An 11,728-nucleotide genomic window follows, 5' to 3' on the forward strand; every position below is an offset into this window, starting at 1 on the left:
TGCGTGTGGCGACGAGGCCGACACCGGGCACGACGTGCCCGCGAAAGGGGACCAGCGATGACCGACACACCCGCCGCGGTCGACGACGACGTGCGTCGACGCGGACTGGCGAAGATGTCCGAGGTCTACGGCTGGGAGTTCCAGGACGGTCCCGGCGAGCACTTCGCCGTCACCGCCGACCACCTGTTCGCCGACATCTGGTCGCGCGAGGCGCTGAGCCTGCGCGACCGCCGCCTGCTGCTGCTCGGCGCGCTCACCGCGCAGGGCCTGTTCGACGTGGCCGAGATCCAGATCGGCGCGGCGCTGGGCAACGAGGAACTCGACGAGACCCAGTTGCGCGAGATCGCGCTGTTCCTGTGTCACTACGTCGGGTGGCCCGCGGGCACCAAACTGGACTCGGTCGTCGGCTCGGTCCTCGCGCAGCGGCGCAAGGCCGCCGGAAAGGACGCGCGATGAGCACCCCCTCTCCCCTGCGGCCGCTGTCGGCCGACGAGGTCACCTCGTGGGACAAGTCCGCGGACGTCGTGGTCGCCGGATACGGCATCGCCGGCGTCTGCGCGGCCATCGAGGCGGCGCGCGCCGGGGCCGAGGTGCTGATCCTGGAACGCACCAGCGGGTGGGGCGGCGCGGCGGCCCAGGCCGGCGGATTCATCTACCTCGGCGGCGGCACCCCGTTGCAGAAGGCCCTCGGCTTCGAGGACTCCGCCGAGAACATGGAGAAGTTCCTGCGCGCGGCGCTGGGCCCCGGCGTGGACGAGGCCAAGATCGCCGACTACTGCCGCGGCAGCCTCGAGCACTACGACTGGCTGGTGGCCAACGGCGTCCCGTTCCGCGAGGCGTTCTGGGGCGAACCCGGCTGGGAACCCCCGCACGACGAGGGTCTGATGTACTCCGGTGGCGAGAACGCCGCCCCGTTCAACGAGATCGCCACCCCCGCGCCGCGCGGCCACGTGCCGCGGATGCAGAACAAGCGCACGGGGCAGAAGGGCGGCGGCTACATGCTCATGCAGCCGCTGGCGACCACCGCCGAATCACTCGGCGTCACCGTCGACTACGACACCAGGATCGCGCGGTTGATCGTCGACGGCACGGGCCGCGTGGTCGGTGTGCTGGCCCGCCGCTACGGCGAGGAGATCGCCATCCGCGCCGAACGCGGCGTGATCCTGGCGACCGGCAGTTTCGCCTACCACGACCAGATGATCGAGAGCTACGCCCCGCGCCTGATCGGGCGGCCCGGCGCGGCCATCGAGGAACACGACGGCATCGGCATCCGACTGGCCCAGGGCCTCGGCGCGGAACTCGCGCACATGGACGCCACCGAGGTCGCCTTCTTCGGCGACCCGCAGATGCTCGCGCGCGGCATCCTGGTCAACGGACAGGGCCAGCGCTACGTCACCGAGGACACCTACACCGGGCGCATCGGCCAGATGACGCTGCTGCGCCAGGACAACGTCGCCTACCTGGTCATCGACGAAGCCTCCTACGAGGCGGCGCTGGCCACCGAGACCGCCACGCCGTTCTTCCGCCAGCCGCCCACCTGGGCCGCGGAGACCGTCGCGGAACTCGAATCCGACATGGGCCTGCCCGCGCAGTCGTTGCAGTCCACCGTCGCGGTCTACAACCATCACGCCGAACAGGGCCGAGACCCGTTGTTCGGCAAGAAATCCGAGTGGGTCGCGCCGATCACCGGCCCGGTCGCCGGATTCGACATGCGCGGCTTCACCGCCGGATTCACCCTCGGCGGCCTGCGCACCGACCTCGACTCCCGCGTGCTGCACGTGTCGGGAGAACCGATTCCGGGCCTGTTCGCCGCGGGCCGGTGCACCGCGGGCATCTGCGCGGGCGGCTACGTCAGCGGCGCGTCCCTCGGGGACGGGAGCTTCTACGGCCGCCGGGCCGGAATCTCCGCGGCGAAGAACTGACCGGACCGACAAGACAAGGCACCGCATGAAATTCGGCATCGTCCTGTTCACCAGCGACCGCGGCATCACGCCCGCGGCGGCGGCCCGCGCGGCCGAGGAGACGGGTTTCCACTCCTTCTACGTGCCCGAGCACACCCACATCCCCGTCAAACGGGAGGCCGCCCACCCGCAGACCGGCGACGCGAGCCTGCCCGACGACCGCTACACGCGCACCCTGGACCCGTGGGTGTCGCTGGCCATGGCGGCCGCGGTCACCGAACGGATCGAACTGTCCACCGCGGTCGCGCTGCCGGTCGAGCACGACCCGATCACGCTGGCCAAGACCATCGCCTCGCTGGACCACCTGTCCGGCGGCCGGGTGACGCTGGGGGCCGGATTCGGCTGGAACACCGACGAACTCGGCGACCACGGGGTGCCGCCGAACAAGCGCCGCACCGTCCTGCGCGAATACATCGAGGCCATGCGGGCGCTGTGGGCGCAGGACGAGGCCGAATACCAGGGCGATTTCGTGAAGTTCGGCCCGAGTTGGGCGTGGCCCAAGCCGGTGCGCGGCGACGTGCCGGTGCTCATCGGCGCGGCGGGCACCGAGCGGACCTTCACCTGGATCGCGCGCTCGGGCGACGGGTGGATCACCACGCCGGGCGAGACCGACATCTCCGAACGGCTCGCGCTGCTGCACAAGATCTGGGCCGACGCGGGCCGCGCCGACAAGCCCCGCGTCGTGGTCCTCGACTTCAAGCCCGACGCCGAACGCCTCGTCAAGTGGGCGGGCGAAGGGGTCACCGACGTGCTCTACGGTCTGCCGGACAAGAGCGAGGCGGAGGTGCGCGCCTACCTGGAACGGCTCTCGGGCAAGCTGGCCGCCATCTTCCCCGACGGCAACTGACCCGCCCGCGAAAGCGCCGGAACCCACAGCGGTTCCGGCGCTTTCGACGTGTCGGGGTCAGGACATCAGACGGCGCACGAAACGGTTCCCGAACGCGACCCGCAGGATCGTCTCGATCGTCTTCTCGGTGTCGGCGGTGTAGGGGTACCAGACGTGCTCGGACTTCGTGCGCCACCGGGCCAGCAGGATCGGCTGCGCGTGGGTGAACTTGCGCAGCGCGTCGACGCCGTTGACCTGACCGACCCCGCTGGCCTTGCGCCCGCCGAACGGCGCCTCGGTCACGCCGTAGATGGTGGCGGCGTCGTTGTGCACGACCGACCCCGTGATCAGCCGCTTGCCGATCCGCTCGGCGCGCGCGGGGTCGTTGGTGAACACGCTCGCGCTGAGTCCGTAGGCACTGTCGTTGGCCAGTCGGACGGCCTCGTCCTCGTCGCGGACCCGCATGATTGCCGCGATCGGGCCGAAGGTCTCCTCGGTCATCAGCGGCATCGAGTGATCGACCCCGACCAGCACCGTCGGCTCGAAGAACAGTCCGTCGCCCTTGCCGGGCGAACCGCCCACCGCCGCGACCGCGCCCGCCTGCTTGGCCTGGTCGACGTGGCGGCTGACGATCTCGAGTTGCCGATCGGAGAACAGCGGCCCCATATCCTTGTCCGGCCCGGCGCCGTAGGTCAGCGCGGCCGCCTTCTCGGTGACCAGGCGGACGAATTCGTCGGCGACACTGTCGACCACGTAGATCCGCTCCACGCTCAGACAGACCTGCCCGGTGTTGAACATCGACAGGTAGACCGCGCCCGCGGCGGCGCGTTCGAGATCGGCGTCGGCGCACACGATCATCGCGTCCTTGCCGCCCAGTTCCAAGGTGCAGGGGATCAACCGCCTGCCGCACACCTCGGCGATCCGGCGTCCGGTGGCCACGCTGCCGGTGAAGGCGATCTTGTCCACATCGCCCGCGACCAGCGCCGCGCCGGTCTCGCCGTCGCCGTGCACGACCTGCACGACGTCCTCGGGCACGCCCGCCTCGCGCAGTACGTCCACGGCCCACGCGCCCGAGCGCGGGGTGACCTCGGACGGTTTGAGCACCACGGAGTTGCCCGCGAGCAGCGCCTGGGTGATCGGGTTGAGCGACAGCACGAACGGCGCGTTCCACGGGGTGATCACCCCGACGACGCCGAGTGGTTGGTAGTGCACGGTCAGCCGTTTGACCGGCAGCAGGTAGCCGTGCAGGCGGCGGCGTTCGTCGCGCAGTTGGCGCACGGCGCGCGCGCTCCAATGGTTCAGGAAATCGGCCGAGGACAGGATCTCGATGGTCAGCGCCTCGGCGCGCGGTTTGCCGGTCTCCACGCGCAGCGATTCGACGATCTCGTCCTTGCGCGCGATCAACACCTCGACCGCGCGGCGGATGATCGCGGCGCGCTCGGCGATCGGGCGGGCGGCCCACGCGGGTTGGGCGGCGCGCGCCCTGGCGAGGGCGGCGTCGACGTCGGCCGCGCTGCTCGCCTCCCATTCCCCCAGCGCGGAGCGGTCGACCGGACTGGTCAGCGCCCAGCGCCTGCGTTCCCCCGTTTCGGTCGGCAACGGTTCAACGATCGCCACCGCGACCACCTTTCCGCCCGCCCGCGGGATGACGGCAGCACCGGGCAGACACATATTCGGACATGTGTCTGGACGGTACCACCGGCATTACCCGCCGGACAACGCCGAAACGGGCGCCGTGCGATATCCACGACGCCCGTGCGGCGTTGTCCGTTGCCCCGTCGGCGCCGGCTTTCGCGCCCGTCAGGCGGTAACCATCGCGCCCGTCAGGCAGTGGCCATCGCGCCCGTCAGGCGGTAACCATCGCGCCCGTCAGGCGGTAACCATCGCGCCCGTCAGGCGGTGGCCAACTGCGCCTGCCACATCCAATGCAGCTGCTCGAGGCGCGCCGCGATCTCGATGAACAGGTCCTGGGTGACCGGATCGGCCTTCTCCGTGGACTCGATCCGCTCGCGCAACCGGCCGATCACGGCGGCCAGATTCGCCACGACCGAATCGATGACGTCGGTGTCCTGCTGCCAGCCCGACTCGAAGCCGAGTGCGCCGGATTCCGCGGACACCGTCGCCGCGCGCCCGTCGGGGCTCACGCCGATCGCGGTCGCGCGCTCGGCGGCGGTGTCGGTGAAGTCGCGCGCCGCCACGACCAGTTCGTCCAGGGCGAGGTGGACCGAACGGAAATTGCGGCCCACCACGTTCCAGTGGGCCTGTTTGGCGATCAGGGACAGATCGATCAGGTCCACTACGGTGGCCTGCAACGCCTCGCCCGCGATGCGCTGCTGTTCCGGGTCCAGGGTGCTCGTGATCGGTGTGCTCATAGTGCCCGCCTCTCTTGTCTCGAGCGTCTGTCGCTTCGAGCGTTGACATCGGGCGAACTACCCGGGACCGCCGCACCGAAACCGGTACGGCGGTCCACGTCACAGCGGCGTTCGGGCGCTCAGCGGGTGGCCCCCAGCAGCTTCGCCCGGCGCGCCGCGGACCGCACGGCGGCCGCGACGGCCACCAGCGGCGGCGCCCAGCGCGCCTCCGCGGGCGCGACGCCCCACGCGGGTCCGTCCCCGCCCCCGGACGGTAGCGGGATCACCGCGCCGTCGACGTGCACGATCGCGCCCGCCTCGCGTAGCGCCTCGATCGCCCGACGGGCCTTGCTCGCGCCGGTGACCAGGTGGATCTCCCGGCGCCCCGCGCCGCGGATCTCGAGGACCGGGCCGGTGAGATTGTTGGAGCGCAGGTAGCGCCGGACCCCGGCGGCCAAGGCGTCGGTGAGTTCGATGCCCGCGACCTCGGCATCGGTGACCAGGTGCGGACCCTGCGCGGTGACGGCGACCGTCCACCCGAAACGGGCGTGGTCCCGCGCGGCGGCGGCGACGTCGACGGCTACGGTCGGCGCGGTGACGGTGGTGGCGTACGTCGTCGGCACTGGTCTCTCCCATCCGGTGTCGATCCGGCTCTCGGATCGGCGGCGGCGTCGCCTTCGCGATCGCACGGTCCTATGGAATCCCGGACGGCTAGCAGTTCTCCAACGAAATCCTTACGAACGCCCGGCGGTGCGGGACCGCCCCGGTGTTTGAGTCGCTGACCCGGTGTTATGCCTTCTACGACCCCGCGGCGGCGTAGGCTTCCGACCAGGGACGACGTGGTCGACCCGTCGCCCCCGACCTCCTGAACACCGCGGGTAGAAGGGAGCACAATGTCGAATTTCACCACCGATGACTCCGGGATCCCGGTACCGAGTGACGAACATTCGCTCACCGTCGGGCCCGACGGGCCGATCCTGCTCAACGACGCCTACCTCATCGAGAAGATGGCGGCGTTCAACCGCGAGCGGGTCCCCGAACGTCAACCGCACGCCAAGGGGGGCGGCGCGTTCGGCACCTTCGAGGTGACCGGCGACGTCAGCGCCTACACCAGGGCCGATCTGTTCCAACCGGGCAAGCGGACCGAGATGCTGGCCCGGTTCTCCACCGTCGCCGGCGAGCGCGGCAGCCCGGACACCTGGCGCGATCCGCGCGGGTTCGCCCTGAAGTTCTACACCGAACAGGGCAACTTCGACATGGTCGGCAACAACACACCGGTCTTCTTCGTCCGCGATCCGATGAAGTTCCAGGATTTCATCCGGTCGCAGAAGCGGCGCGCCGACAACAATCTGCGCGACCACGACATGCAGTGGGATTTCTGGACGCTGTCCCCCGAATCCGCGCACCAGGTCACTTGGCTGATGGGCGATCGCGGTATCCCGCGCACGTGGCGGCACATGAACGGCTATTCCAGCCACACCTATCTCTGGTACAACGCCGCGGGCGAGCGTTTCTGGGTGAAATACCATTTCAAGACCGATCAGGGCATCGAATTCCTCACCCAGGACGAGGCCGACAAGCTGGCGGCCTCAGACGCCGATTACCACACCAGGGATCTGTGGGAATCGATCAATCGCGGTGAGCATCCGAGTTGGACGCTGCACATGCAGATCATGCCGTTCGACGACGCGAAGACCTACCGCTACAACCCCTTCGACCTGACCAAGGTGTGGCCGCACGGCGACTACCCGCTGATCGAGGTGGGCAAGATGACGTTGAACCGCAATCCGGCCGACTACCACACCGAGATCGAGCAGGCCGCGTTCGAGCCGAGCAACTCGGTGCCCGGCACCGGACCCAGTCCGGACAAGATGCTGCTGGGCCGGTGGTTCTCCTACCCGGACGCGCACCGCTACCGGATCGGCGTCAACTACAAAGAGCTGCCGGTCAATTCGCCGCACGCCACCACCGCCCGCTCCTACTCCAAGGACGGGCAGATGCGCCATCACAATCCGGGCGACCCGGTCTACGTGCCCAATTCCAAGGGCGGCCCGCACGCCGACCCGGCGGTGTCGGGTCCGCCGGTGGGCTGGCACACCGACGGCGAGATGGTGCGGCAGGCCTACACTCCGCGCGCCGATGACGACGACTGGGGTCAGGCGGGCACGATGGTGCGCGACGTCCTCGACGACGCGGCGCGGGAACGGTTGGTGGACAACATCGTCGGCCACCTGCTCGACGGGGTGACCGAACCGGTGCTCGAGCGCGCCTTCGAGTACTGGCGCAACGTCGACAAGAACCTCGGCGACCGCGTGGAATCCGGGGTGCGCGCGGGACAGAAGTAGGGCCCGCGCGACAACAGTCCGCACACGACGCGACCGCCCGGAACACGGCTCCGGGCGGTCGTTCTCGTCAGGACCAGGCCCGTGACCGCGCCGCGTTCATCACATTCGGGCAAGGTCCCCCGTCGCGCCCGCGCGCCTCAGCACAGCGTGCGTTCGTCGGCGGGGGTCCCCGCGCGCGGCACCGGGGTGAACGCCTCGGCGGGATGGTGGTGCAGCATGCGGGCGAACTCCTTGGTCGTCCCGGGCCACGGATTGACCACGCGTCCGTTGGCGTGTTTGAACCAACTGTCCACCGGTCCGGTCCAGATCGTCTTGGACAGCGCCCGCCGCAGCCACCGCTGGTACTGGGCCATCGCCACCGGCCCCACCTCGATCGCCGCGCCGTCGAGTTGTTCGCGCCAGCGCAGACATTCGACGATGTAGTCGATCTGGTACTGCTTCATGGTCGGGTTGCTGCCCGCGGGGGTGAAGGAGTTCGGTCCGGCGATGAGGAAGGCGTTGGGATAGCCCGGCACCGCGAGCCCCATGTACGCCTCGGCCCCGTCGCGCCACTGTTCGTCCAGCATTCGTCCGCCGCGCCCGCGCACCGTGAGCGGCACCATGAACTCGGTCGCGCGAAAACCGGTGGCGTAGATCAGGACATCGGCGTGCCGGTGCGCGCCGTCGACGGTTTCCACCCCGTCCGAGACGATGCGGTGGATGGGATCGGTCACCAGCGTGACGTTGTGCCGGGCCAGCGTCGGGTAGTAGCGGCTGTCGAAGATGATGCGTTTGCCGCCGATCGGATAGTCCGGGGTGACCGCCGCGCGCAGGCGTCGGTCGGCCACCCGGCGGTGCAGGTAGGCGCGGGCGAACCACTGCGCGGGTCGCGCCGACCAACCCCGGTGCATGATCGGCGCGAGCACGGCGTCCGCACCGTGATGCAAGGCCGTGCGATACATCCGGTGCGCCCCCGGCACCTGCAACGCCAGCCGCGACAGCGGGCCGAATTCGCGAGCGGGCTTGGGCAGCAGCCACTGTGGCGTGCGCTGGTAGAGGTGCACCCGACGGGCGATGCCCGCGATCTCCGGCAGGATCTGCGCGGCACTGGATCCGGTGCCGATGATGGCGATCTCGCGCCCGCGCAGATCGTGGTGGTGATCCCAGCGCGCGGTGTGGAAGGCCGGTCCGGCGAAGTCCGCGTGACCGGGGATGTCCGGCACGTAGGGCCGGTGCAGTTGGCCCAGGGCGAAGATCACCACCTGCGCCCGGATGTGTTGTCCGTCGGCGGTTTCCAGGTCCCAGTCGCCGTGTTCTTCGCGGTAGGTCGCGGCGGTCAGGGTCGTGTTCAGGCGTAGGTGCGGGGTGAGGCCGTACTCCTCGGTGACGCCGACCAGGTAGTCCAGGATCTGTTCCTGTCCCGGATAGCGCCTGCGCGCACTGCGATACGGCGCGAAGGAGAAGGAATACAGGTGTGAGGGCACATCGCAGTCGCAGCCGGGGTAGGTGTTCTCGCGCCACACGCCGCCGACCCGATCGCCCTTCTCCAGAATGACGAAGTCGTCGTAGCCGGCCTGTTTGAGCGCCACGCCCATGCCGATTCCACCGAATCCCGCACCGATGACCGCCACTTTCCGATCCAGCACCACCTCTGTGACCAAGCCTCTCTGTTTCAGTCAACATTCAGCAATCACTATTCGCGTGGCACGGGTCGTCGGATTGTTCGACAACTGTCGCGATATGGACACGGACAGTTGTTCAATCGATTCCGAGTGTTGTTTCGCCTCAGGAACCTTCGTGCGCACGGCCGAGGGTCGCGGGGGAATTTCCCGGAGAATTCTCATCTTTGGCGTTTCAGCTGATTTTCAGCTACCGAATTCCGCGCAAACCATCCCCGTCGGGGACGCTCGCCCCCTTACCAGACCGGGCGTCCGGATGTGAACCCGTGATTCGGTCACAAAAACCCTCGCCACATCGGCACCTGATGCACTATGTTAATGACTGTTCTTGTGTTTTCTGGACGACGTCGTTCGGGAAGCGGGGTCATGGCGCGTCCGTGACGCGCCGATTCCCCGATGTCGGGATGGGTGTGGTCGCATGCGTATGTCAGCCCCGATCACCGCGTCGGCACTGCTGGCGGCCGGTGTCGTCATGTCCGGGTCGGCGGCCGAATCAGCCACGCCCGCCCCCGAGGGCACCTCGGAGACCCTGTTGGCCGCGGCCGACGCCGCCGCCGGCCCCGACGGCTCGGTCGGTTTGCTTCCGGTCGTTCCCGGCACCGCCCGCAGCCTGCACGCCGTCACCCCCACCGCCGACGGACCGCTGCCCGCGGGCACCGCGCCCGCGCTGCGCGAGATCGCCCTGCCCGATTCCGCCGGGGCACTGGGCATTCCCGAGATCTCCCTGGCCGCCTACCGCAACGCCGAACTCGCCCTGGAATCGGCGATGCCGAACTGCGGGCTGCACTGGAACCTGCTGGCGGGCATCGGACGCATCGAATCCGGCCACGCCTTCGGCGGACGCACCGACGCCGGGGGCACCACCGTCACCCCCATTCTCGGTCCGTCCCTGGACGGCACCCTGCCCGGCAACGAAGTCATCCCGGCGGCAGGCGGCGGCTACGTGCGCGCCGTCGGGCCCATGCAGTTCCTGCCCGGCACCTGGTCGCGCTACTCCGCCGACGGCAACGGCGACGGAATCGCCGACCCGCACAACGTCTTCGACGCCGCGCTCGGCGCGGGCAAATACCTGTGCGCCGACGGCCTCGACCTGCGCGACCCCGCCCAGGAACTGCGCGCGGTCCTGCGCTACAACAACTCGATGGCCTACGCCGCCGACGTGCTGAGCTGGTCGGCGGCCTATCGCGACGGCGGCACCCCCAGCCGGGTCCCCGTCTCCCCGCAGCTCATACCGCCCGGCACGGCCACCCCCCGCGCGAGTGTGGCCCCGCAACTGCTCGCCGCGGGCCCCACCGCGCCCGGCGGGGCCATCCCGCTGCAACCGATGGTCGAAGCCAGTGCGCCGCAACGGGAGACCCCGCCCCTGGTCACCATGCCCGGACTCACCCTGGAATGCGGCGTGCTGTGCCAACCGGTGCTCTCCGAACCCGAACCCGAACCCGAACCGGCGCCGCAACGTCCGCTGCAGCAGCCCTTCCGGCTCGAAGCGCCCGAACCCGCACCGCAACCGGCGCCCGTCGAACCGCCGCCGCCCACCCATCAGCCCAGCATCACCCTGCCGATGGGCATCGTGATCCCGCTGCCCATGCCGCAGACCTGACCGAGACGCCCGATTAGGGGCCGAATCGCATCGCGAGGTGCGAGGATTGCCGACATGGCAGGCAAGCGCACCGTTCTCACCGCCGGATTGCGCCGACTGGCCGCCTTGCTGTTCGAGATGCGTGAAGGCGTGAATCTGAGCAAGGAGGAGGTCAGCGGGAGAACCGGCATCAACGTCACGACGCTGTACCGCATCGAGGCGGCCCAGGCCCGCCCGCAGCGGCGCACCCTGATGACCTTGCTCGAGCTCTACGACATCGAGCCCGATCGCCGAAAATACGCGCTGGATCTGCTCTCCGACGCCCAGAAACCCGGCATGTCGCGGCCATACGAGGCCAACCTGACCGAGGTCTACTCGGCGTACATCAATTTCGAGTCCGAGGCGCTCTCGGCCCGTCACTACCAGACCTCCTACATCCCCGGCCTGCTCCAGACCCCGCAGTACGCGGGCGCGGTCATCGACACCTCGATGCCGAAGGTGGAGGCCGCGGTCACCGAGAGCCGGGTCTCGGCGCGCATGAACCGCGCCACCGTGCTCACCAAGGACGAACCGCTGGAACTGTGGGTGGTGCTCGACGAAGCCGCGATCACCCGCGTCGTCGGCGGCACCGAGGTCATGTACGGCCAACTCCAGAAACTCGTCGAACAGAGCAAGCAGAAGAACGTCATCCTCCAGATCCTCCCGTTCGACGCGGGCGCCCACCCCGGTATGGCGGGCTCGTTCACCCTCCTGGATTTCCCGGAACCCAACGATCCCGAACTGGTCTACGTCGAGGGCATCGCCGGTGACGAATTGATCGAGGGCCACATCGAGATCCGCCGCTTCGGGGTGATCTTCGACCAACTGCGCGCCATGGCGCTGAGTCCGCGCGATTCGATCACCCGGATCCAGCGCGTCGCGGACCAGTTGCTCGACGACCGCCGCTGAGTCGGCGCGGCGTTTCCGGCGACACGGCCGAGCGCGCCACCGGAATCGCCGCGCCCCACC

Annotated in this window: 10 protein-coding genes; 6 read left to right on the top strand and 4 right to left on the bottom strand. The window is 69.3% G+C overall.

What is annotated here, in order from left to right; translation table 11 throughout:
* Positions 1 to 57: 57 nt before the first annotated feature.
* From ON30_RS18580 to ON30_RS18590, 3 genes are read left to right on the top strand one after another with little or no spacing between them, the layout of a single operon-like run.
* The gene (locus ON30_RS18580; RefSeq protein WP_040708744.1) at positions 58 to 456 is read left to right on the top strand and encodes a carboxymuconolactone decarboxylase family protein; all 399 of its coding nucleotides are present in this window, start codon (positions 58 to 60) and stop codon (positions 454 to 456) included.
* Positions 453 to 1,922 carry an FAD-dependent oxidoreductase gene (locus ON30_RS18585; RefSeq protein ID WP_040708745.1) on the top strand — a complete coding sequence of 490 codons (1,470 nt, stop codon included), beginning with the start codon at positions 453 to 455 and terminating at the stop codon, positions 1,920 to 1,922. The genes ON30_RS18580 and ON30_RS18585 overlap by 4 nt, the downstream gene beginning before the upstream one ends.
* Positions 1,923 to 1,947: 25 nt before the next feature.
* A complete protein-coding gene (locus ON30_RS18590; protein ID WP_040708746.1) occupies positions 1,948 to 2,808 on the top strand; it encodes an LLM class F420-dependent oxidoreductase in 861 nt (286 codons plus the stop codon).
* A 57-nt stretch (positions 2,809 to 2,865) separates the two neighbouring features.
* Here ON30_RS18590 and ON30_RS18595 read toward each other — a convergent pair whose 3' ends face one another.
* The 3 genes from ON30_RS18595 to ON30_RS18605 all read right to left on the bottom strand — a co-directional run bounded on the left by ON30_RS18595 (position 2,866) and on the right by ON30_RS18605 (position 5,761).
* Positions 2,866 to 4,404 (bottom strand): aldehyde dehydrogenase family protein, encoded by a 1,539-nt coding sequence (locus ON30_RS18595; RefSeq protein ID WP_040708837.1) that lies wholly within the window; start codon positions 4,402 to 4,404, stop codon positions 2,866 to 2,868.
* 275 nt (positions 4,405 to 4,679) lie between these two features.
* Positions 4,680 to 5,159, bottom strand: coding sequence for a Dps family protein (locus tag ON30_RS18600; RefSeq protein ID WP_040708747.1), 480 nt, complete (start codon positions 5,157 to 5,159; stop codon positions 4,680 to 4,682).
* Between the two features lie 119 nt (positions 5,160 to 5,278).
* The gene (locus tag ON30_RS18605; protein ID WP_040708748.1) at positions 5,279 to 5,761 is read right to left on the bottom strand and encodes a hypothetical protein; all 483 of its coding nucleotides are present in this window, start codon (positions 5,759 to 5,761) and stop codon (positions 5,279 to 5,281) included.
* A 270-nt stretch (positions 5,762 to 6,031) separates the two neighbouring features.
* Between ON30_RS18605 and ON30_RS18610 the strand changes: the two genes are divergently transcribed.
* Entirely contained in the window at positions 6,032 to 7,483 is a 1,452-nt protein-coding gene (locus ON30_RS18610; RefSeq protein WP_040708749.1) for a catalase, read from the top strand.
* Positions 7,484 to 7,620: 137 nt separating this feature from the next.
* Here the strand turns inward: ON30_RS18610 and ON30_RS18615 are convergent, their stop codons facing one another.
* Positions 7,621 to 9,123 carry a flavin-containing monooxygenase gene (locus ON30_RS18615; RefSeq protein ID WP_051029512.1) on the bottom strand — a complete coding sequence of 501 codons (1,503 nt, stop codon included), beginning with the start codon at positions 9,121 to 9,123 and terminating at the stop codon, positions 7,621 to 7,623.
* A gap of 436 nt (positions 9,124 to 9,559) precedes the next feature.
* On the opposite strand from ON30_RS18615, the gene ON30_RS18620 reads away from it, so the two are divergent.
* Positions 9,560 to 10,741, top strand: a complete 1,182-nt coding sequence (locus ON30_RS18620) for a lytic transglycosylase domain-containing protein (protein WP_040708750.1) — start codon at positions 9,560 to 9,562, stop codon at positions 10,739 to 10,741.
* Between the two features lie 54 nt (positions 10,742 to 10,795).
* The gene (locus ON30_RS18625; protein ID WP_040708751.1) at positions 10,796 to 11,668 is read left to right on the top strand and encodes a helix-turn-helix domain-containing protein; all 873 of its coding nucleotides are present in this window, start codon (positions 10,796 to 10,798) and stop codon (positions 11,666 to 11,668) included.
* Positions 11,669 to 11,728: the final 60 nt, after the last annotated feature.

This window comes from Nocardia takedensis NBRC 100417, from assembly GCF_000308695.1.
GTDB classification, from domain to species: Bacteria; Actinomycetota; Actinomycetes; order Mycobacteriales; family Mycobacteriaceae; genus Nocardia; species Nocardia takedensis.

Bases quoted from the DNA above. Each gene is read 5' to 3' on its own strand.
- ON30_RS18625 (WP_040708751.1), top strand. From the start codon at position 10,796: ATGGCAGGCAAGCGCACCGTTCTCACCGCCGGATTGCGCCGACTGGCC.
- ON30_RS18585 (WP_040708745.1), top strand. From the start codon at position 453: ATGAGCACCCCCTCTCCCCTGCGGCCGCTGTCGGCCGACGAGGTCACC.
- ON30_RS18580 (WP_040708744.1), top strand. From the start codon at position 58: ATGACCGACACACCCGCCGCGGTCGACGACGACGTGCGTCGACGCGGA.
- ON30_RS18610 (WP_040708749.1), top strand. From the start codon at position 6,032: ATGTCGAATTTCACCACCGATGACTCCGGGATCCCGGTACCGAGTGAC.
- ON30_RS18600 (WP_040708747.1), bottom strand. From the start codon at position 5,159: ATGAGCACACCGATCACGAGCACCCTGGACCCGGAACAGCAGCGCATC.
- ON30_RS18590 (WP_040708746.1), top strand. From the start codon at position 1,948: ATGAAATTCGGCATCGTCCTGTTCACCAGCGACCGCGGCATCACGCCC.
- ON30_RS18620 (WP_040708750.1), top strand. From the start codon at position 9,560: ATGCGTATGTCAGCCCCGATCACCGCGTCGGCACTGCTGGCGGCCGGT.